Annotated in this window: 20 protein-coding genes; 9 read left to right on the forward strand and 11 right to left on the reverse strand. The window is 58.7% G+C overall.

The features are described 5' to 3' along the window. Positions 1-77: 77 nt before the first annotated feature. On the forward strand, positions 78-1,439 hold the full coding sequence (locus ACR0EV_RS08905) for a DEAD/DEAH box helicase (RefSeq protein WP_480799765.1): 1,362 nt from the start codon (positions 78-80) through the stop codon (positions 1,437-1,439). On the opposite strand, the gene ACR0EV_RS08910 is transcribed toward ACR0EV_RS08905, so the two are convergent. The 3 genes from ACR0EV_RS08910 to ACR0EV_RS08920 are packed head-to-tail and all read right to left on the reverse strand — an operon-like array spanning position 1,436 to position 3,458. Next, a complete protein-coding gene (locus ACR0EV_RS08910) occupies positions 1,436-2,338 on the reverse strand; it encodes an EamA family transporter (RefSeq protein ID WP_480799766.1) in 903 nt (300 codons plus the stop codon). The genes ACR0EV_RS08905 and ACR0EV_RS08910 overlap by 4 nt on opposite strands. Before the next feature lie 21 nt (positions 2,339-2,359). Further along, the gene (locus ACR0EV_RS08915; RefSeq protein ID WP_480799767.1) at positions 2,360-3,262 is read right to left on the reverse strand and encodes a fatty acid desaturase; all 903 of its coding nucleotides are present in this window, start codon (positions 3,260-3,262) and stop codon (positions 2,360-2,362) included. Further along, positions 3,255-3,458: a DUF2061 domain-containing protein gene (locus ACR0EV_RS08920; protein WP_171090445.1), complete on the reverse strand. Its 204-nt coding sequence runs from the start codon at positions 3,456-3,458 to the stop codon at positions 3,255-3,257. Before ACR0EV_RS08920 ends, ACR0EV_RS08915 begins: the two co-directional genes overlap by 8 nt. 108 nt (positions 3,459-3,566) lie before the next feature. Here ACR0EV_RS08920 and ACR0EV_RS08925 point away from each other — a divergent pair, with 108 nt between their 5' ends. Together ACR0EV_RS08925 and ACR0EV_RS08930 are read left to right on the forward strand one after the other, a co-directional pair. Next, positions 3,567-4,436 (forward strand): helix-turn-helix domain-containing protein, encoded by an 870-nt coding sequence (locus tag ACR0EV_RS08925; protein ID WP_480799768.1) that lies wholly within the window; start codon positions 3,567-3,569, stop codon positions 4,434-4,436. Between the two features lie 79 nt (positions 4,437-4,515). After that, positions 4,516-4,698, forward strand: a complete 183-nt coding sequence (locus ACR0EV_RS08930) for a hypothetical protein (protein WP_171090450.1) — start codon at positions 4,516-4,518, stop codon at positions 4,696-4,698. Position 4,699: 1 nt separating this feature from the next. Here ACR0EV_RS08930 and ACR0EV_RS08935 read toward each other — a convergent pair whose 3' ends face one another. Genes ACR0EV_RS08935 through bcoG form a run of 4 tightly spaced genes read right to left on the reverse strand, consistent with a single transcriptional unit; the run spans position 4,700 to position 8,254 of the window. Further along, the gene (locus ACR0EV_RS08935) at positions 4,700-5,458 is read right to left on the reverse strand and encodes an SDR family oxidoreductase (RefSeq protein WP_171090452.1); all 759 of its coding nucleotides are present in this window, start codon (positions 5,456-5,458) and stop codon (positions 4,700-4,702) included. Beyond that, positions 5,455-6,921: a carnitine 3-dehydrogenase gene (locus ACR0EV_RS08940; RefSeq protein ID WP_480799769.1), complete on the reverse strand. Its 1,467-nt coding sequence runs from the start codon at positions 6,919-6,921 to the stop codon at positions 5,455-5,457. The genes ACR0EV_RS08935 and ACR0EV_RS08940 overlap by 4 nt, the downstream gene beginning before the upstream one ends. A gap of 13 nt (positions 6,922-6,934) precedes the next feature. Further along, entirely contained in the window at positions 6,935-7,318 is a 384-nt protein-coding gene (locus ACR0EV_RS08945; RefSeq protein ID WP_480799770.1) for a hypothetical protein, read from the reverse strand. A gap of 18 nt (positions 7,319-7,336) precedes the next feature. Beyond that, complete coding sequence (gene bcoG, locus ACR0EV_RS08950) at positions 7,337-8,254, reverse strand: 3-dehydrocarnitine:acetyl-CoA trimethylamine transferase BcoG (RefSeq protein WP_480799771.1); 918 nt, start codon at positions 8,252-8,254, stop codon at positions 7,337-7,339. Positions 8,255-8,387: 133 nt separating this feature from the next. On the opposite strand from bcoG, the gene ACR0EV_RS08955 reads away from it, so the two are divergent. Continuing rightward, a complete protein-coding gene (locus ACR0EV_RS08955) occupies positions 8,388-9,374 on the forward strand; it encodes a GlxA family transcriptional regulator (RefSeq protein WP_480800004.1) in 987 nt (328 codons plus the stop codon). Positions 9,375-9,448: 74 nt separating this feature from the next. Here ACR0EV_RS08955 and ACR0EV_RS08960 read toward each other — a convergent pair whose 3' ends face one another. The 3 genes from ACR0EV_RS08960 to ACR0EV_RS08970 are packed head-to-tail and all read right to left on the reverse strand — an operon-like array spanning position 9,449 to position 12,456. After that, positions 9,449-10,495: an aldo/keto reductase gene (locus ACR0EV_RS08960; protein WP_480799772.1), complete on the reverse strand. Its 1,047-nt coding sequence runs from the start codon at positions 10,493-10,495 to the stop codon at positions 9,449-9,451. A 31-nt stretch (positions 10,496-10,526) separates the two neighbouring features. Next, the gene (locus ACR0EV_RS08965; protein ID WP_480799773.1) at positions 10,527-10,985 is read right to left on the reverse strand and encodes a DNA polymerase III subunit chi; all 459 of its coding nucleotides are present in this window, start codon (positions 10,983-10,985) and stop codon (positions 10,527-10,529) included. 4 nt (positions 10,986-10,989) lie between these two features. Further along, entirely contained in the window at positions 10,990-12,456 is a 1,467-nt protein-coding gene (locus ACR0EV_RS08970) for a leucyl aminopeptidase (RefSeq protein WP_480799774.1), read from the reverse strand. A 229-nt stretch (positions 12,457-12,685) separates the two neighbouring features. Between ACR0EV_RS08970 and lptG the strand changes: the two genes are divergently transcribed. The 5 genes from lptG (at position 12,686) to rsmA (ending at position 19,081) form a co-directional block, all read left to right on the forward strand. Then, positions 12,686-13,786: an LPS export ABC transporter permease LptG gene (gene lptG, locus ACR0EV_RS08975; protein ID WP_480799775.1), complete on the forward strand. Its 1,101-nt coding sequence runs from the start codon at positions 12,686-12,688 to the stop codon at positions 13,784-13,786. Continuing rightward, positions 13,786-15,942 carry an LPS-assembly protein LptD gene (locus tag ACR0EV_RS08980; protein ID WP_480799776.1) on the forward strand — a complete coding sequence of 719 codons (2,157 nt, stop codon included), beginning with the start codon at positions 13,786-13,788 and terminating at the stop codon, positions 15,940-15,942. Before lptG ends, ACR0EV_RS08980 begins: the two co-directional genes overlap by 1 nt. Further along, entirely contained in the window at positions 15,933-17,186 is a 1,254-nt protein-coding gene (locus ACR0EV_RS08985) for a peptidylprolyl isomerase (protein WP_480799777.1), read from the forward strand. The genes ACR0EV_RS08980 and ACR0EV_RS08985 overlap by 10 nt, the downstream gene beginning before the upstream one ends. After that, positions 17,183-18,148, forward strand: a complete 966-nt coding sequence (gene pdxA, locus ACR0EV_RS08990) for a 4-hydroxythreonine-4-phosphate dehydrogenase PdxA (protein ID WP_480799778.1) — start codon at positions 17,183-17,185, stop codon at positions 18,146-18,148. Before ACR0EV_RS08985 ends, pdxA begins: the two co-directional genes overlap by 4 nt. Before the next feature lie 84 nt (positions 18,149-18,232). Continuing rightward, positions 18,233-19,081 carry a 16S rRNA (adenine(1518)-N(6)/adenine(1519)-N(6))-dimethyltransferase RsmA gene (gene rsmA, locus ACR0EV_RS08995; protein WP_480799779.1) on the forward strand — a complete coding sequence of 283 codons (849 nt, stop codon included), beginning with the start codon at positions 18,233-18,235 and terminating at the stop codon, positions 19,079-19,081. A 47-nt stretch (positions 19,082-19,128) separates the two neighbouring features. On the opposite strand, the gene ACR0EV_RS09000 is transcribed toward rsmA, so the two are convergent. After that, the gene (locus ACR0EV_RS09000) at positions 19,129-19,707 is read right to left on the reverse strand and encodes a DUF4167 domain-containing protein (protein WP_480799780.1); all 579 of its coding nucleotides are present in this window, start codon (positions 19,705-19,707) and stop codon (positions 19,129-19,131) included. Positions 19,708-19,740: the final 33 nt, after the last annotated feature.

The following is a 19,740-nucleotide window of genomic DNA, read 5'->3' on the forward strand; positions in this document are numbered from 1 at the left end:
TTGCGCGCATGGCCATCCGGGCCCGGCACATCTTTGACGCGCGGGCCAGGTCAAGTGTCCGCAAAAACCGGACTTACATGACAAAGTTTAACGAACTGAACCTGAACCCAAAGGTCCTCAAAGCCATTGAGGAAGCCGGATACGAAACCCCCACTCCGATCCAGGAAGGTGCGATTCCACCCGCTCTGGAAGGTCGCGATGTTCTGGGGATTGCGCAGACCGGCACTGGTAAAACCGCCAGCTTCACCTTGCCGATGATCACCCTGCTGGCCCGTGGTCGCGCCCGTGCACGCATGCCGCGTTCGCTGGTGCTGTGCCCGACACGGGAACTCGCCGCGCAGGTGGCTGAGAATTTCGACACCTACACCAAGCACCTGAAATTGACCAAAGCGCTGTTGATCGGCGGCGTCAGCTTCAAGGAGCAAGAGGCTCTGATTGACCGTGGTGTGGACGTTCTGATTGCCACGCCGGGTCGCCTGCTGGACCATTTCGAACGCGGCAAGCTGTTGCTGACCGGCGTTCAGATCATGGTGGTGGACGAAGCCGACCGGATGCTGGACATGGGCTTTATTCCCGATATCGAGCGCATCTTTTCGCTGACGCCGTTCACGCGCCAGACCCTGTTCTTCTCGGCCACCATGGCGTCTGAGATCGAGCGTATCACCGACACATTCCTGTCCGCCCCTGCCCGGATTGAGGTTGCCCGTCAGGCCACCGCATCCGAGACCATCGAACAGGGGGTCGTCATGTTCAAAGGCGGTCGCCGTGATCGTGAGGCCAGCAACAAGCGCAAGGTTCTGCGTGCGCTGATTGATGCCGAAGGTGAGAAATGCACCAACGCGATCATCTTCTGCAACCGCAAGACGGATGTGGATATCTGCGCAAAATCGCTGAAGAAATACGGCTATAATGCTGCCGCAATCCATGGCGATCTGGATCAGTCGCAGCGTATGAAGACACTGGACGGATTCCGCGATGGGTCGCTGCGCCTGCTGGTGGCGTCAGATGTCGCCGCACGTGGCCTGGATATTCCTTCGGTCAGTCACGTGTTCAATTTCGACGTGCCCGGCCATGCCGAGGATTACGTCCACCGCATCGGCCGCACCGGCCGCGCCGGGCGCGAGGGCAAGGCCATCACCATCTGCTCAGGTCGTGATGAAAAAGCTTTGGATGCAATCGAAAAACTGATCCAGAAAGACATCCCGCGCATCAACAACCCGGTCAAGGAAGAGCCCAAGCCCGAAAAGGCCAAATCTGAGAAGCCGAAAACCGAAAAAAGGGCCAAGGACCAGGAAGGCACGAAGGACACCCGGAAAGAGCGCGAACCCAAAGGACGTGGTCGAGGCCGCAAGGCCGATAACGGTCCGGTTGTTGTAGGGATGGGTGATCACCTGCCCAGCTTTATCGCTCTTAGCTTTGATGAGCGTCGTGCTGGCTAAATTGCCAGCACCAGAGCCAGTATCGAAAGCCCCAGTAAAGTCATTCCGGCGATCTCTCGCCGGGTGATCGTTTCACGGAAGAACAATGTCGAGGCCATCAAACTGAGGAGCAGTTCGACCTGCCCCAAAGCTTTGACATATGCCGCATTCTGCAAGGTGAAGGCCCAGAACCAGCAGAACGACCCACCCAGACTGGTCAGCCCGACAAAGACACCGGTGGACCGCGTTTGCCAGACCGCACTCAACTCGGACCGGTCCCGCCACAACAGCCATAGTCCCATGCTGAGGAACTGAAACGTCACAACGGCGGCCAGAGTGACCAAGGCCCTGAACCATGCATCCACATCGCCCAGTTGCAACGAGGCACCGCGATAGCTGACGGCGGAAAACGCAAACAGAACACCCGAACCCAGCCCCAGCTGCGAGGCGCGGTTGGTCAGATGTCGCCACCAAGCCCCATCACCTCCGGGTGTTTTCGACAGCAGCAAAACTGCGGCAAGCCCCAACAGAATAGCCACCAGCGCGCCCGCTGACACGCGATCCCCCAGCACAAGAAAGCCGACAATCGCGGTTTGAATCACTTCGGTTTTCTTAAAGGTGATCCCCACCGCAAAGTTGCGCTGCTTGAACAGGGCAACAACACAAATCGTCGCCAGTATCTGCGCCGTCCCGCCGATCACCGCGTACAGCCAGAACAACGGGCTGAGGGACGGCAAACTTGCGCCCGTTACCCGCAAAGCGATCAGCAAACCCACGACAGCCAACGGCATGGAATAAGCAAAGCGCGCGAATGTTGCACCAGCCGCGGACAGCTTCACACTGCTCAGCGACTTTTGCAGCATGAAACGTACCGTCTGAAAACTGGCGGCAGCGATGGTGACAGGGATCCAGAAACTCATGCCACCTGTTTTGTCGTCAAATCAGGACTTTGGCCAGAGCGGATGCGGCACGGGGTCTTTAGCACGCAACAGGTACTGCCTGAAAATCTGCGCGTAAGACCGAAACACGTAAGCCTCATTACAAGCCAGATACCTGTCTTTGCCGTCTTCATACAGTTGCGGCAACTGGTACCACGGGGCGTTGGGGTTCATATGATGAACCACGTGCAGATTGTTGTTCAGAAACAGAAATGCCAGCGGCCCACGATCTTCGATGATGACGGTACGCGCCCGTGATTTTTCATGCGCGCGGTGCTCAAGGAACGTACGAATTTTCAGCAGCCCCAAGCCGAAATAAGCAGAGATCAAATAGCCCCAAACCGGCATGGCCGACTGGGCGACAACCCACAGTACCACCGCCACACCCGGCAGGTGCAAAGCCCAAGCCAGCAGGATATCCTTGTCCCAATGCCGCGCGCCTCGCCATTCGTCTCGCAGAAACAGAACTTGTCCGATGGCCGGGCCCAAGATCATGCGCCCAAGCAGCGTGTTGTTGATCGCCAGCAGCCTTTGTAAGCCGCGCGGAAGAGTCGACCAGACCTTGGGATCCAGATAGTTCGATTCCGGGTCGTCATAGGGGTCGGTCAACGCTGCATCCTGATGGTGCGCCAGGTGCAAATCCCGGAAACGGTTGTACGGGATGAACAGCGTCAGAGGCAGCGCCATCAGCGCCTCGTTCACCCATTTTGTGCGGAAAGGATGCCCGTGCAGGGCCTCGTGTGTCAGCGATGAATGCAGCGCCGCAACAACAGCAAGGGCCGGAACGGCCAGCCAAACCGACACGCTTGCCAACCAAAACAGCCCTGCAAGCCACGCCCCATAGCAGGCAATGATCAGGAAAAATGTACCCCATTCAGGCGATTGGGAAGTGGGTCGCTCAGCCATTGCGCCCCCACGAGATACCTGCCCAAACCCGCTCGTAAATCACGTACATGGTCAGGCCAATGGCGGTGTTCACCAGCGCCACAACCCCGCCTACAGTGGCCGAGCCCGTGGCAATCAGCCCCACAACAGTCATGGTGACAAGCCCCATGACATTCCAAACGATTGCTTTCACGACAGATCTTCGCCGCGTTTCCATTCCGACCCTCAGTCTTTTTGCTTTTTTCAAAGGGTTACAGGTCGGTAGTCATGGTGGGAATTCTGAATATGATTAACAAAATTCAACATCTATGATATTTATCACTGTATGCAGGAAAAAATCGACAAAAGAGATCGCGCCGCTCAGTTCCGTCAACGTCTGGCCCAGGCGATGGAGCAGCGAGACATCAGTCAAAGCGCGCTGGCACGGCACATAAGTGTTGATCGTTCGACCGTATCGCAGCTTTTGACCGGGCATGGTGCGCGTCTGCCCAACGCGCATGTGGTCGGGGGATGCGCGGCCGCACTTGGTGTTTCAGCCGATTGGTTGTTGAGCCTCTCCGACAGGCCCGAAAGCGCGGCTGAACTTCTGGCCAGCTCCCTGAGTTTTACCGAAGCCCCCCGCGCACTGGTCGATGAACGGATCTTCGAGTGGCACAAAGAGGCCGCTGGCTACAAGGTTCGCTATGTCCCGGCGACCCTGCCCGACATGCTCAAGACCCGTGCTGTGCTGGAATGGGAATATGCACCGCATCTGGGGCGCACCGCAGATCAGGCCATCGGCGCCTCCGAAGACAGGTTGGCATGGATGCGCAGTGCGCAGTCGGATTATGAAATAGCCATGCCGCTGTTCGAAATCGAGAGCTTTGCAAGCGCCACAGGATATTACAGCGGCCTTAGCGCGCAGGTGCGGCTGGAACAGATCGAACACCTTCTGACACTATGCGATCAGCTTTACCCCAGAATGCGGATCTATCTATTTGATGCCAAACGACTCTATTCCGCGCCGGTGACGATTTTCGGCCCCCTGCTTTGCGTGTTCTACGCTGGCAGTCACTATATGGCGTTCCGCGACCGGGACCGGATCGAAACCTTCACACGTCACTTCGACACGCTGGTGCGCGAAGCTGACGTGACTGCCCGAAACTTTCCCAACCACCTGCGGCAGCTCAGATCCAGGATTTCTGAAACCACATGATGCGGGCAGACCAATCCTGTGCTATGGTCCGTTGGCGCGAACCTTCGGGCATTCCGATCACAGACGGAGGACCATAGGAATGGACGCATTACAAACCGCTCAATACGCACGTGCCCTTTACGCCGCTCACGGAGACCGGGCCGAGGCCGAAGCTGCGCAGAAAATGCGCGAATGCGAGGCTGCCGGAAACCAGCAGGAAGCACAGGACTGGCAGGCGGTCCGTCAGACCATCCGCCAGATTCGTGGGCCAAATCAGGGCTAGATCACAGTTTCGGGTCAGGATTTACCGTGTGACCATCCACCGCGATGACCTGACCCGACACCAGCCGCGCCGCATCTGACGCAAGGAAGACGGCCATATTGGCTATGTCCTGCGCTTCGACAAAGCGCCCCATGGACGTACCCGAAGCATAGCCTTGGTACACCGCGTCTCGGCTCATGCCTTTGGCTTCTGCCTCACGGGCCAGAACGCCCTCCATGCGCGGACCTTCCACTGCGCCCGGACAGATGGCGTTAGCGCGTATGCCATGCGGGCCCAGCTCCATCGCGAGTGTCTTCATCAAGCCAATGACCGCCCATTTGGCCGAAGCATAGGGCGCGCGGTACGGATAGCCATACTGCCCCGCCGTCGACGAGGTCAGGATGATGCTTCCCGCCCGCGCCGATTTCATCAATGGTGCTGCATATTTGGCAGCCAGAAACGCACCGTCCAGATTAACCGCAATACAGGCCCGCCATGCGTTCAGATCGATGTCTTCAATGGCATCGGTTGGCCCTGCTATTCCTGCATTGGCACACAGGGTGTCCAGCCCGCCTGCCTCAGACACAGCATCAAAGACGCAGCGCATATCAGCCTCATCCGACGCATTGGCGCAATGCGTCGTCCAATGATCGGGCACGGAGCTTAGCGCTGCCTGATCGATATCCGTGACCCAGACATCATATCCAGCCGCGTCAAACGCTTCGGCCATGGCGCGACCGACACCAGACGCGCCAGCCGTTACCAGCACCCTCTGGTTCATGAGGGTTTCCGAATAGCAGCCCCTGCACCTTCAGGGTAAGGCAAAGCGGATTGCGCCTCAGCAATTCTTGCCATCGCAGCCTCAATCTCGGCGGAAGGAGGGCACGGTCGGCGCGTCTCAAGGCTGACATGCAGCATGAAGCTTTCGCCAGTGGCCAGAAGCTTGTCGCCTACATACATGCTGTGGAACACGTGCAACTTTTTGCCCTGCCCCAGCAACATCTGCGTGCGGACCTCAATCTTGGTGCCCGCGTGCACCTCGTCGATATACCGGATGTGATTTTCAGTTGTGAAATAGCTGCCGCCGGATGAGATATACTCGGCGTCGCATCCGATGATCTCCATGAATCGGTCGGTGGCGGCAGAGAATGCTTCCAGATATTTTGCCTCGTTCATATGGCCGTTGTAGTCGGTCCAGTCCAACGGAACCGCACGCGCAACAGTCAGGATCGGCTGGCTTAGATCCGCCTGATCCAACGTCGGCAAGGCACCTGGTTTCAAAGCCGCATCATGCTGGTTCAGCACAGCGCCTGCCCCGTAATTCTGCACCTTGAGCGCCCGCATCATGCCCACAAGGTTGTTGTCGCGAATACGCTCCAGCTCGCGAATCGTGTGCATCCCCGATTGCGCGTCGGACTGATCGGCGATCATGTCGACCAGTTCATCGGTGAACTCGGGTACATCCATCAGCTTGGTCCAAGGCCATTTCAGGGCCGGGCCAAACTGCGCCATGAAATGGCGCATCCCGGCTTCACCCCCAGCTACGCGATAGGTTTCGAACAGACCCATCTGGGCCCAGCGAATGCCAAACCCCATGCGGATCGCCTCATCGATTTCCTCGGTCGTCGCAATGCCGTCCTTGACCAGCCACAAAGCCTCGCGCCACACCGCTTCAAGGAACCGGTCCGCGATATGCGCGTCGATTTCTTTCTTGATATGCAATGGGAAGAACCCGACCGATTTCAGCAAATCCTGCGCCCGCGCGACTGTCTCGGGCGGGTTCTTGTCGGTGGGCACCAGCTCGATCAGCGGCAACAGGTAAACCGGGTTGAACGGATGTGTGACGACGATCTGTTCGGGGCGCAGCGCACCGTCTTGCAGTTCCGAGGGTTTGAAGCCGCTGGTCGACGACCCGATGATTGCGCCCGGGTCGCAAGCTTCTTGCAAACCTTTGTAGACTTTCAGTTTCAGATCCAGCCGTTCCGGCACGCTTTCCTGAATCCAAATCGCGCCTTCTACGGCGTCGACCATGTCATCGTGAAAGCTCAGCGCGCCTTCGGGCGGCAAAGGCACATCGCTCAGGCCCGGCAGTGATCGCCGCGCATTGTCCAGAACCTCACCAATCTTGCGTTCTGCTTCCGGGTCCGGGTCGAACACCCGCACGTTCCAGCCATTCAGCAGAAACCGCGCGGCCCATCCGCCGCCGATTACACCGCCGCCAATGATTGCTGCCGTTTTTGTCATATCGTTTTTCCATTCAGGTAGAACCTCCAGTCACAAACCAGAGGAATGTCAGCATCCAACCGCCCAAAAAGACGATTCCAGCGACCTGACCTGCGTTCCGGAAACGGCGTAGTACAAGCGCCGAGACGCTGCCAATCCCGATAATACCAGCACACCACCAAGCACCCACCACTAGAAAAACGGCGGGAGAGGGATAGCCTGTGCCTTCTACTTCTGTCACCCAAGAGGCACCGAAGAAGCCCAGCACGAACAGAAGAAAGGCCCACGCCGGGCCTGTCCACCACCGGGACTCTGATTGCAGATACGCGGTCAAGCTAAGCATCGACGCGACGAAAAACGACAAGAAAAACAACACAGTCATACCTGCGTCGTTAACCCTGAGAGAGAATTTTGTCACGCCGATTCTCGCTGTTTTCTATTTCGCTAGTGGGGCTCTTTTCACCAACCCCAATTTCTCGCGCACCTCTTGTGGTCCGATCACCCGTGCGCCCATATTCTCAATGATGGTCCCGGCGCGTTCGACCAGTTGCCAGTTTTCGGCCAGCACGCCCTTATCCAGCCACAGGTTGTCTTCCAACCCGACGCGCACATTGCCACCCGCCAGAACCGTCGCCGCGACATAAGCCATCTGGTTCCGCCCCAAAGAGAATGCGCTGAAGGTCCAGTCATCGGGGACATTGTTCACCATCGCCATAAAGGTGTTCAGATCGTCCGGCGCGCCCCACGGCACACCCATACACAGCTGAACCAGCGCGTTGGGCTCCAGGATGCCCTCTTTCACCAACTGCTTGGCAAACCACAAATGGCCCGTGTCGAAGGCTTCGATCTCGGGCTTCACGCCCATATCCGTCATCATCTGCCCCATAGCGCGCAACGCACCGGGCGTGTTGGTCATGACGTAATCGGCCTCGGCAAAGTTCATCGTGCCGCAGTCCAAAGTGCAGATTTCGGGCAGACATTCGGCAATATGCGCCACGCGCTCCGACGCACCGATCATGTCGGTCTCAGCCTCATTCACCGGAAACGGGCTTTCAACGCCACCAAACACGATGTCCCCACCCATCCCCGCAGTCAGGTTCAGAACAACATCCACATCGGCGTCGCGAATCCGATCTGTCACTTCACGATACAGGTCCAGCCGACGGCTTGGCGCACCGGTTTCGGGGTCGCGTACATGGCAATGCACCACCGCGGCCCCGGCCTTGGCGGCAGCAATCGCGCTGTCGGCAATCTGCTGCGGCGAGCGCGGCACATGAGGGCTGCGATCCTGCGTTCCACCCGAGCCGGTCACGGCGCAAGTGATAAAGACATCGCGGTTCATTTCCAGAGGCATGGTGTTTTCCCCAAGTTATACCCGGTTTTGACCTGAGTTTTCCCCAGGCTTCTCCCCGGATTCCGATTTGCGTTCTGACCCGACTCTGGCGCAGCCTTGGGAAAACAACTTGCCAGAATGCGAATCGAACTTGATGCAATCCGCAAAAAACATACTGCAACCCGAACATCGCGCCCTGAAAACGGCGGTGCTGGTGCTTGATGACTGCAACACGCTCAGCTTCGCCTCGGCCGTCGACCCGATGCGCGCGGCCAACCGTCTGGCCGACCGCCCGGCTTTTGACTGGGACTATGTGACAGCGACACCCGAACCGGCAATGCTGACCAGCGCCCTGCAAGTGCCCGGCATCCCGCTGGCACGTCTGCAAGGCTGTGACCTGATGATCGTTGTGGCCGGGTTCCAACTGGCGCGCCACGCCACGCCCAGCCTGCTCGCGGGTCTGCGCCGGATTGCAGGTACTGGCGCAACGATGGCAGGCATCGACGGCGGCCCATGGCTGCTGGCCGAGGCCGGGCTGCTTGACGGTCACGCCGCCACCACCCATTGGGAAGATCTGGAAAACTTTGCCACCCGCTTCCCCGAAGTGGACGTACGCCCAGACCGCTTCACTGTTTCGGGCGCTCGGCTGACATCAGGTGGAGCAATCCCGGCGGTCGAGATGATGCTGCACATCATCGCCGCCCGCCACGGAGCAGGTTTCGCAGCGCGCGTTTCAGGCTTGTTCCTCTACGAAGGCGCACCCGACCCTGCCAAACCGCAAAGTCGCACTGGCGCACCACACCGCCACACAGCATTGACCGCCAAGGCCAATTCACTGATGCAGGACTCTTTGGATGACCCCTTGCCACTTGCCTATATCGCAGACCGACTGGGCACCAGCCCACGCACCCTGCAACAACAGTTCCGTCTGCGCCTGAACACCACGCCGCAAGATCATTATTTGCAACTGCGCTTAGCGGAAGCACGCCGCCTCGTGACAGACACCGACATGCCGCTGATGGATGTGGCGCTGGCCACGGGCTTTGCATCACAATCCAGCTTTGCCCGTGCCTTTCGCACCGCACACGGTCAGTCCGCCCGCGACCTCAGGCAAGAACGCGCGCACCCTACTCATCACTGACCGGATCCAACTTCATCTGGCTAAAAATACCTCGGGGGAGCCGCCGAAGGCGGCGGGGGCAGAGCCCCCGGCCCTCAGTAAGGCATCGGGTGCGCCTTATGGGCTGCATCCAACTCTGCCAGCACCTCATCTGACAAGGTCAGATCCGCGCCAGCCAATACGTGTTCAAGCTGCTCAACCGTGGTTGCGCCAAAAATAGCCGACATCATGAACGGACGTGTACGACACCAGGCCAATGCCATATGCGTCGGATCCAAGCTATGACGCGCAGCAACGTCCAGATAAGCCGCCACAGCATCAAACACCCGATCAGACTTGCGCCCGCCCAGTTCAGGCGAAAGCGACATGCGTGAACCGTCCGGGACGGCACCACCCTGATACTTACCCGTCAGCAACCCGGTACCCAAAGGCGAGAACGCCATCAGCCCGACATCTTCATGCACGCATAGCTCGGCCATATCCGTGTCGAACAGACGACAGAGCAGCGAATATTCGTTCTGAACCGATGCCACACGCGGCGCGCCCATCTTTTCGGCCAAACGCACCCACTGCGCCGAGCCCCATGCGCTTTCGTTGGACAGGCCAAAGGCGCGGATGTTGCCCTTGTCGACCTGAGCCTGCAATGCCTCCAGACACTCCTGCATGTTCTCCAGAACGTCATCGGTATTGTGCCCGGTTGGCGCAAAATCCCAGTTCTGACGGAACATGTAGCTGCCGCGGTTCGGCCAGTGAAACTGGTAGAGATCGATGCACTCTGTCTGCAATCGCTTCAACGATCCTTCAATCGCTTCGGGTATCGTCTTGCCCGTGATCGGCGCGCCGTCGCGAACAAAGGACAACCCCTCGCCTGAATGCTTGGTCGCCAGAATGTAATCCCCACGCCGTGCCGCATTTGCCGCGTTCCAGTTGCCCAGAATCTCTTCGGTGCGCCCGATGGTTTCTTTTGAAACCGGGTTCACCGGATACATCTCGGCCGCATCCACAAAGTTGATGCCGGCATCCAGTGCTATGTCCATCTGCCTGTGCGCATCGGCTTCGGAGGTCTGCGTGCCAAACGTCATGGTTCCAAGACACAGGTCGCTCACCATGATTCCTGTACGGCCCAAAGGCTTCATTTGCATCTTTCAAATCTCCTGAAAACGGCGTCACCCTTTAGGCTTCGGCCTTCTTTTCCCACCGTCCGGATTCTTCCGACCAGTATTGCGCCGAACATCCCGCCGTGGTCAGCGTTTTCCATTGCCCACGCGCGTGTTGTACGGCCATATCGTCATTGCCATCGAACAGAATGCACACCCGCTCCAACGCGGCGACTTCTTCCGCCTCGACCGCCGCGCCGTCAACCGCCATGACACAGGACGCGCCATTGGCAGCTTCCGATCCAGTGGTCAGCAAAATCGGCTGTTCGGCGTCATGGGGGCCACCCTCGCGGCCATGCGGCAGGAACCCGTCTTCGGGGCCCAGCCACAGCTTTTCATCCAGCCAGTCCATCCGCGCAGGGTCAGTGCCCCGCACGGCAATCTTCCACCCGGCCTGCCGCGCCTTGTCCAGCAGCACCGGCAATGTGTGCTCCAGCGGCTGACGGGTCAGGTGGTAGAAATAGACAGCGCCCATCTGCTTACTCGAAATTGTCCTGCACAAACCGGCTGAGCGCGCGAACACCCCAACCGGTGGCGCCTTTGGGCGCGTAAGATGTTTCGGACGATACCGAAGCCACACCCGCGATATCCAGATGGATCCAGGGCGTCTCTTCTTTCACAAAACGTTGCAGGAACTGCGCGGCGGTAATCGAGCCTGCGGGCCGACCGCCTATGTTTTTCATGTCGGCAATGCGTGATTTCAGCATCTTGTCATAGGCATCGCCCAACGGCATACGCCACGCGCCTTCATCCTCGGCCTTGGCGGATTTCAGGAAAGCGTCGCAGAACGTGTCATTGTTCGAGAACACACCGGCATTCTCATGCCCAAGCCCGATGATGATCGCCCCCGTCAGCGTGGCCAGATCGATCATGCCCACCGGTTTGAACCGTTCCTGCGCGTACCACATCACGTCACACAAAACCAAACGGCCCTCGGCATCGGTATTGATGATCTCGACCGTGTCGCCCTTCATCGATTTGACCACATCGCCGGGGCGTGTGGCATTGCCGGATGGCATGTTTTCAACCAGTCCAACCAGACCTACGACATTGGCCTTGGCCTTGCGCTTGGCCAGCGCACGCATGGTCCCCGCAACAACACCAGCGCCGCCCATATCCATGGTCATTTCTTCCATGCCACCGGCAGGCTTGAGCGAGATACCACCGGTGTCAAACACCACGCCCTTGCCGACCAGAGCCAGCGGCGCATCGCCCTTGTCACCGCCCTTCCAGTTCATGACAACCACTTTGGACGGGCTGTCCGAGCCCTGCCCCACGCTCAGCAATGTGCGCATTCCCAGTTCGGCCAGCTTGTCTTCGTCCAGAACTTCAACTTCCAGCCCCAATTCCTTCATCTCGACCAATCGATCTGCAAATTCGGTGGTTGTCAGAACGTTTGCAGGCTCGTTGGTCAGATCGCGGGTCATCCGCACGCCATCTGCAATTGCGTAAAGCGGCGCAAATTCCGCCTCTGCCTCTTCAGGTTTCGAATGGCTGATTGTAACCGTGCCTGCGTCTTCGCTTTCTTTGGTCTTGTGCGCGTCAAAGTCATAGCTACGCAGCGCGATACCCAAAGCCAAATCTTCAGTGCGCGCCTGATTGCCAACCATCACAAGCACGTCCTTACCACCCGACAGCTTGGCCAATGCAGCGCCCGCCTTGCGCGCCTCGTCCGCCTCGGGGCGGCGCGGCAACACCAGAACGTCCAAGGCTTCTGCCGCCATCCCGGCGGGCCACGCCAACGAGATTACATCCGCAGTCTTGGATTTTTCGAAAGATCCGCTTTCCACCAATCGACCGACAGCCCCCTTTGTCAGTCGGTTGGCCCGTCGTGCGGCAGGGCTCATTTTGCCGTCAGACGGGATGATGATGGCTACACGGCCTTCGGCTTGCGCCATCGCATCCAAATCAAACTCCTGAAAGCGGATCGGAACCAGACTGCTCATTGTAAACTCCTCAAATTCTGTTCCCCAAGACCTAGCCCGCGTAGCACCGCTTGACCAGATAGCAGTTTTCCCCGGCCTTCAATTGCATTAAGGTCTCCGAAAAATAACCGGCAGGCTCGGGGGAGAAAGACGTGGCACGAGAGGGCAGGCATAAGCCGTTGCGCAGAACATTCTGCGCGCGCGCAATCGGCCCGAACGCCCGTGTTGCAAGCTTTGCGGGGGCGCGCCCGTGATCCTTGACCGCTACTTCGCCCGCCGGTTCATGCAGAGTTTTCTGGTCATTGGCGGCATCTTTCTGACCCTGATGATTCTTATCGATCTGATCGAACAGATTCGCCGGTTTGACGATTACGACTTGTCTTTCGGCCAGTTGTTGCAACTTACACTGCTCAACACACCGGCCGCGATCAGCGAAATGCTCCCGCTGCTGGTCATTCTGTCGACCATCGCCCTTTTCGTAGGGCTGGCGCGCACCTCAGAGCTGGTGGTGACACGTGCCACTGGCCGCTCGGGCATCCGCGCTTTGGTGGCACCTGTCCTTCTGGCACTGACCATCGGCGTGCTGGCCGTGGCATTGCTGAACCCAATAGCTGCCGCCACCTCGGAAGAGTTCCAGCGCCTGTCCGATTCCTACCGCAACAACGGCAGTTCTGCCTTGTCGATCAGCAGTGAAGGCCTGTGGCTGCGCCAATCGGCGGAAAACGGACAAGCCGTGATCCACGCGCGCGGCACCTCAAACGGCGACACGCTGGGGCTGGACGACGTGACCGTGATCACGTTTGCACGCGATGGAAAGCCAACCCAACAGATCATTGCCGACCGAGCCGATCTGGAGGATGGCCGTTGGGTCCTGACCAACGCCAAGATCTGGTCCATGCAAGATGGTGAGAACCCAGAAACCAACGCCGTTGTACACGACCGTCTGGATCTGCCGACCTCGCTGACCCGTCAACGCATTCTCGACACGCTGGGGCAACAGGATTCCGTTTCGGTTTACGACCTGCCACAACTGATCGCGGATCTGCGCGAAGCAGGCTTTTCGACCAAACAATATGAGGTCTGGCTGCAAGTGCAGCTGGCACGTCCCTTCTTTCTGGTCTCGATGGTCCTGATCGGGGCAGCTTTCACTATGCGTCACGTCCGCTTTGGCGGAACGGGTATCGCAGTACTGACAGCGGTTCTGCTTGGCTTTGCCATCTACTTCGTCCGCAACTTTGCGCAAATCCTTGGGGAAAACGGACAATTGCCGACTTATATCGCTGCCTGGGCACCGCCATTTGCCGCCATTTTGCTGTCTCTTGGCCTGTTGCTTCATGCGGAGGACGGCTGATGCGGCGCATTGTTCCCCTGTTGCTGACCAGCGCGCTGGCCTTGTCCGCCCCGGCAACTCTTGTGGCCCAATCGACGCCAGTGCAGCCTCAGGGCGCAGAGACACAGGAAGAGCCGGCCCTGTTGGTCGCCGACAAGGTTTTCATCACGCCCGAACGCAGACTGGTGGCAGAAGGCAATGTCGAGGCTTTTCAGGGCGACACTAAGCTGTCCGCTCAGCGTATCACCTATGACCGTGAAACCGGTGAGCTGACATTGGAAGGCCCCATCCGTATCGACCAGGGCGGCCAGACAACGTTGTTGGCCGATTCCGGGCAGCTTGACAGCGGTATCCAGAACGGCCTGCTGGTCGGCGCACGGATGGTATTTGAACAGCAGGTTCAGATTGCTTCGGTTCAGGCAAAACGGGCAGCGGGCCGCTATACGCAGTTCAGCAAGGTTTCGGCCACGTCCTGCCATGTCTGCGCCAACGGCAAGCCGCCGCTCTGGCAGATACGGGCCCGTCGCGTCACACATGACCAGTTGGAACAACAGCTCTATTTCGAAGGTGCGCAGCTGAGGGTGCTGGACTACCCGGTGTTCTATTTTCCCTATCTGCGCCTGCCCGATCCCACGCTGGACCGCGCGACGGGCTTTCTGGTCCCGTCGATCCGCAGTACCTCGCAATTGGGAACCGGTGTGCAGGTTCCGTATTTCATCAAGCTGGGGGACCATAAGGACCTAACGCTGACACCTTACGTGTCATCCAAAACAACGACGCTGGGGTATAGATACCGTCAAGCCTTTGTGAATGGACGTATTCAGTTAGAAGGCGCTTATACCCGCGATGACGTTCAGCCCGATCAGGATCGTGGCTACCTGTTTGCAAATGGCTGGTTCAACCTCAAGAATGACTTCCGACTGACGTTCAACGTGCAAACAACGTCGGATGATGCGTATCTGGTGGATTATGGCCTGCCTGATCTGGATCGTTTGCGCAGTGAACTTTCGCTGGAGCGGATCAAGCGGGATACCGCATTCAAGACAAGCCTGATCCATTACAAAACGCTGCGCGAAAGCGAAAATCAGGACGAAATTCCGTCTCGCGTTTTCGACTTGAATTACGAAAAACGCTTTTTTCCGGCTGCATTGGGCGGCGAAGTGCGACTGGCCTTTATCAGCCACGCCCATGAACGCACAAGCGACGCGGACGTTGTTGGCCGAGACATCGCCCGCGCCACGTTTGACGCAGAATGGCTGCGCAGCTGGACCTTCGCTTCGGGTCTGCGCGCCGATGCAACGCTGGGGGCGTCTGTCGATACGTTCAACATTCGACATGACAGTAACTTCCCCTCACAGGTTACCCGCTCGACGCCAAGGGCTGCTCTGACGCTGCGCTATCCGATGACACGGCGCGAGCAATCAGGCGCGGTTCAATTCCTGGAACCCATAGCCCAGATCGGATGGACGCATGTGTCGGACACAGACGTGCCAAATGACGAGAGCACCTTTCAGGAATTCGATCAGGGTAACCTACTGGCGCTCTCGCGTTTCCCGGCAGAAGACCAACGCGAAAACGGCGCCACCGGTGTCGTCGGCCTGAACTGGGCCCGTTATGGCACGGGTGGCTGGCAGGCGCTTGCCACCGTGGGTCAGGTGTTCCGGGCGGATGCCGACCCGAATTTCACCCTGACATCTGGGTTGCAGGGCACCTCATCGGATCTGCTGGTCGCTGGACAGATCAGAACGAACAATGGCTGGTCACTTGGCGGGCGCGGATTGATCGACAACGATTTCAGCTTTGTCAAAGCGGAACTTCGTGGCGCCTGGGCAAATGAGTTTGCGGGGATTTCCGGCAGCTATATCTGGCAGGAACCGGACCCGGCAGAAAACATCGTCAACGAAATCTCGGAAATCTGGCTTCTGGGCCGGTACCAAGTGGACCAGAATTGGCTGACAAATGCCGAAGCGCGCTATGATCTGGGCCAATCCGAACCGATCCGTCTGGGTTTGGGCGTGACATACCGCAACGAATGCGTGCAGGTTAACATGTCCGTAAGCCGACGCTTTACTTCAACATCCACTATTGAGCCTTCGACAGAATTCGGCTTTACCCTGTCATTGACAGGATACTCTGTCGAAGGCGGTGGTAAGACATACAAGAGAACATGCAGTTGATATCAGGTTTCTCCAGGTTTCTACGTTCCGGTTGGCTTAAACCGGTCGCGCCGGCGTTGGCCGCCGCGGTTTTTGCAATTGCAGGCTCGCAAGCCATGGCGCAAAGCCTGTTTTCTCCTGCGATCCGGGTTAATCAGGACATCGTTACCTGGTACGAACTCGAACAACGCTTGCAATTTCTGAACGTACTGGGCCTGCCCGGCAGCAGCGAAGCAGACGTACGAGATGCCCTGATCGATGCAAAGCTGCGCCAGCAGGTCATGCGCGAAGCTGGCGTGCAAGCTGCCCCCGAGGCCGTCCAACTGGGCATCGACGAATTTGCGTCTCGGGGCCAATTATCGTCGGAACAGTTCCTGCAATTGCTAGGAGACTCTGGCGTCGACCCAGAAACCGTTCGGGATTACGTCGCGGATCAGTTGGCCTGGCGTGACTACATCAGCTCACGCTACCTGTCGCAGGCGCGTCCCACCGAAGATGAGATCGACCGGGCCTTGGGGCAGACCGGGGGCGGTGGTCTTCAGGTCCTGTTGTCCGAAATTATCATCCCGGTGAACCAGCAAACCGTTGCGCAGACCGAATTGCTGGCTCAGGAAATTTCGCGACTGGAAGGCGTTGATGCGTTTTCGGCGGCGGCAGCACAATATTCCGCAGCCGCCACCCGTGATCAGGGCGGACGACTAGACTGGCTGAACATCACCGACCTTCCGCCAGCTCTGCAGCCTGTTATTCTGGGACTTCAAAACGGAGAGGTCACGGATCCCATTTCCTTGCCGAATGCTGTCGCCCTGTTCCAGATGCGCGGCTTGCGTGAGGTTGCGACTTCGGCCGCCCCAATCTCAAAATTGGATTACGCGATCTACTATATTCCAGGTGGCCGCAGTACCGACGCGTTGTCGCAAGCCACACGCCTGAAGGAAGAGATCGATACCTGCGACGACCTTTACGGCATCGCGAAAGATCAGCCCCCAGAAGTGCTGGATCGCGTTGAAGCCGCCCCTTCCGAAGTACCGCGTGATGTCGCGGTAGAATTGGCCAAGCTGGACCGCAACGAGGTGTCCATAAACCTGACGCGCAACAATGGTCAGACGCTGGTGTTCCTGATGCTATGCAATCGCACTCGTGATCTGGGAGAAAATACCTCGCGCGCGGATGTGGCCAATGCCCTGGCACAACAGCGTCTTCAGGCCTTTGCCGAAAGCCTGGTGGAACAGCTGCGGGCTGACGCCGTTATCATTCAGGAATGACACGCCCAATCGCGCTCAGCTGCGGTGAGCCGGCAGGGATCGGCCCCGAAATAGCGGCCAAAGCCTGGAGCGAACTGCGCGGCACCTGCCCGTTTTTCTATATCGGCGATTCCAGCCACCTGCCTGCTGACACTCCTGTCGCGGAAATCGAACATCCTGCACAGGCCCTCACGGTTTGCGATCGAGCGTTGCCAATCCTTCAACTGGACTTCCCCGCCCCCAATGTGCCGGGCCAGCCCGACCCCACCAACGCGCCTTCTGTGATCGATGCCATCGAAACCGGTGTCGAATTGGTAAAAACAGGACAGGCCGTGGCGCTTTGCACAGCCCCCATCCACAAAAAAGCTTTGATCGACGGGGCCGGATTTAGTTACCCCGGTCATACCGAGTTTCTCGCCGCTCTCTCTGGTACGCAACGGGTTGTGATGATGTTGGCCAGCGATCAACTGCGTGTCGTGCCTGCCACAATCCATATTCCGTTGTCTCAAGTTCCAGCAGCCCTGACCCCGGATCTTCTGCGCGACACGATTCACATCACTGCGGCAGGCCTGCGCAAACAGTTCGGCATTGCCAACCCACGCATCGCCGTCGCTGGCCTCAATCCTCATGCCGGCGAAGGCGGTAAAATGGGAACCGAGGAAGGCGATTGGATTGCCTCGCTTATTTCTGAACTAGACCCGGATGGTGCGACCCTCACTGGGCCCCACCCGGCAGATACCCTTTTTCACGCCGCGGCCCGCGCGCGTTACGACGCGGCCATCGCGATGTATCACGATCAGGCCCTGATCCCGATCAAGACCCTGGATTTCGATCGAGGCGTGAACGTGACACTGGGCCTGCCCTTTATACGTACGTCACCGGATCACGGCACCGCGCTGGACATCGCCGGGAAAGGCGTCGCCACGCCCACCAGCCTGATCGAGGCCCTGAAGCTTGCTCAACGCATGGCAAAAAGCTCTTGATCCTTCACCTGGCTGAAAATACCTCCGCCGGAGGCAAAATTCTTCTGGCGCACCTGCGCCCCTTTGCGTCACGGTAATCGGATCATGAGCGCTATCGACACACTTCCCCCGCTGCGCGAGGTCATCGCGACCCATCAGCTCTCGGCGCGCAAATCGCTGGGTCAGAACTTCCTGTTAGACCTCAACCTGACCGCCAAGATCGCCCGCCAGGCCGGGGACCTGACAGAATGTGATGTTCTGGAAATAGGACCTGGCCCCGGCGGCCTGACACGCGGGCTTTTGTCTGAAGGCGCGCGCAAGGTCGTGGCGCTGGAAAAAGACACGCGCTGTATCGCCGCCCTGAACGACATCGCTGCCGCCTATCCCGGACGGCTTCAGGTCATCAACGGCGATGCGCTGGAAGTCAACCCGCTGGAGCACCTGACGCCGCCGATCCGCGTTGCGGCCAACCTGCCATACAACGTGGGAACCGAATTGCTGGTCCGTTGGCTGACGCCACCAGAATGGCCACCCTTCTGGCAGAGCCTGACGCTGATGTTCCAACGCGAGGTGGCCGAACGCATCGTCGCGCAACCCGGCAGCAAAGCGTACGGCCGTCTCGCGATCCTCGCTCAGTGGCGGGCCGAGCCGCGCATCGCCATGTCGCTGCCCCCGGGCGCGTTCACTCCACCGCCCAAGGTGTCCAGCGCTGTGGTCCACCTGACCGCCCTGCCCGAGCCCTGCTATCCCGCTGATGCAGCCACCCTGTCCCGCGTTGTGGCTGCTGCCTTCAATCAACGCCGCAAAATGCTGCGGGCTTCATTGAAGGGCGTGGCCCCCGATATCGAAGACCGTTTGCTGGCGGCTGGCATAAAACCCACAGAACGCGCGGAACAAGTACCGCTGGAGGCATTCTGCGCACTGGCCCGCGAAGTTCAAAAGGCCAAAAAATAAAAAACCCCGGTTCTACCGGGGCTTTTTTGTTCGATCTGTTTATTGGCTTATTCAGCCGCTTCCGGTGCGTCCCCATCAGTTTTCGGGACATCTTCCGTCACCGGTGCAGCTTTGGGCTTCCGCGCCCGCGGCTTGCGTGCCGGTTTTTCCTTTTTCTCCGGTGCCGAGCCTTCAGCCTCTTTGCTTTCCGGAGTTTCAACCAACCCGCTTTCAGGTGCGGCCTCGGGGGCTGCGAAATCCATCACATCCGGCTGCGGCGCTTCGGCCGGGTCGGCCTGACGGGCGGCTTCGCGTTCCTGACGTTCGGCGCGTTCGCGATCCCGTTCGGCCTGGCGTTCGCGGTTCTGGCGCTCCTGCTCTTCGCGGCGGGCTTCCATTTCGCGCTGCGCTTCACTCAGCATTCGCAAATAATGCTCGGCATGCTGCTGAAAGTTTTCAGCTGCCACACGGTCGTTTGACAGTTGCGCGTCACGTGCCAGTTGGTTGTATTTGTCAATGATCTGCTGCGGCGTGCCACGCACCTTGCCCTCGGGGCCCGAGCTGTCAAACACACGGTTTACGACGTTGCCGCCGGAGGGACGATTGCGGTTATTCTTGGCCCGCGAGCGGGATTTGGAAGATCTCATCTTTCTCTACGTCAGCCTTGTCAATTCGCTGTC

Source organism: Ruegeria sp. CF8, assembly GCF_056537285.1.

Coding starts and splice junctions, on each gene's coding strand:
- ACR0EV_RS08920 (WP_171090445.1), bottom strand. CDS start 3,458: ATGGAAACGCGGCGAAGATCTGTCGTGAAAGCAATCGTTTGGAATGTC.
- ACR0EV_RS08955 (WP_480800004.1), top strand. CDS start 8,388: ATGCAATCCGCAAAAAACATACTGCAACCCGAACATCGCGCCCTGAAA.
- ACR0EV_RS08940 (WP_480799769.1), bottom strand. CDS start 6,921: ATGACAAAAACGGCAGCAATCATTGGCGGCGGTGTAATCGGCGGCGGA.
- ACR0EV_RS08910 (WP_480799766.1), bottom strand. CDS start 2,338: ATGAGTTTCTGGATCCCTGTCACCATCGCTGCCGCCAGTTTTCAGACG.
- ACR0EV_RS09000 (WP_480799780.1), bottom strand. CDS start 19,707: ATGAGATCTTCCAAATCCCGCTCGCGGGCCAAGAATAACCGCAATCGT.
- ACR0EV_RS08905 (WP_480799765.1), top strand. CDS start 78: ATGACAAAGTTTAACGAACTGAACCTGAACCCAAAGGTCCTCAAAGCC.
- ACR0EV_RS08960 (WP_480799772.1), bottom strand. CDS start 10,495: ATGCAAATGAAGCCTTTGGGCCGTACAGGAATCATGGTGAGCGACCTG.
- rsmA (WP_480799779.1), top strand. CDS start 18,233: ATGAGCGCTATCGACACACTTCCCCCGCTGCGCGAGGTCATCGCGACC.
- ACR0EV_RS08985 (WP_480799777.1), top strand. CDS start 15,933: ATGCAGTTGATATCAGGTTTCTCCAGGTTTCTACGTTCCGGTTGGCTT.
- ACR0EV_RS08935 (WP_171090452.1), bottom strand. CDS start 5,458: ATGAACCAGAGGGTGCTGGTAACGGCTGGCGCGTCTGGTGTCGGTCGC.
- ACR0EV_RS08915 (WP_480799767.1), bottom strand. CDS start 3,262: ATGGCTGAGCGACCCACTTCCCAATCGCCTGAATGGGGTACATTTTTC.
- bcoG (WP_480799771.1), bottom strand. CDS start 8,254: ATGCCTCTGGAAATGAACCGCGATGTCTTTATCACTTGCGCCGTGACC.
- ACR0EV_RS08930 (WP_171090450.1), top strand. CDS start 4,516: ATGGACGCATTACAAACCGCTCAATACGCACGTGCCCTTTACGCCGCT.
- ACR0EV_RS08965 (WP_480799773.1), bottom strand. CDS start 10,985: ATGGGCGCTGTCTATTTCTACCACCTGACCCGTCAGCCGCTGGAGCAC.
- ACR0EV_RS08925 (WP_480799768.1), top strand. CDS start 3,567: ATGCAGGAAAAAATCGACAAAAGAGATCGCGCCGCTCAGTTCCGTCAA.
- ACR0EV_RS08980 (WP_480799776.1), top strand. CDS start 13,786: ATGCGGCGCATTGTTCCCCTGTTGCTGACCAGCGCGCTGGCCTTGTCC.
- ACR0EV_RS08970 (WP_480799774.1), bottom strand. CDS start 12,456: ATGAGCAGTCTGGTTCCGATCCGCTTTCAGGAGTTTGATTTGGATGCG.
- pdxA (WP_480799778.1), top strand. CDS start 17,183: ATGACACGCCCAATCGCGCTCAGCTGCGGTGAGCCGGCAGGGATCGGC.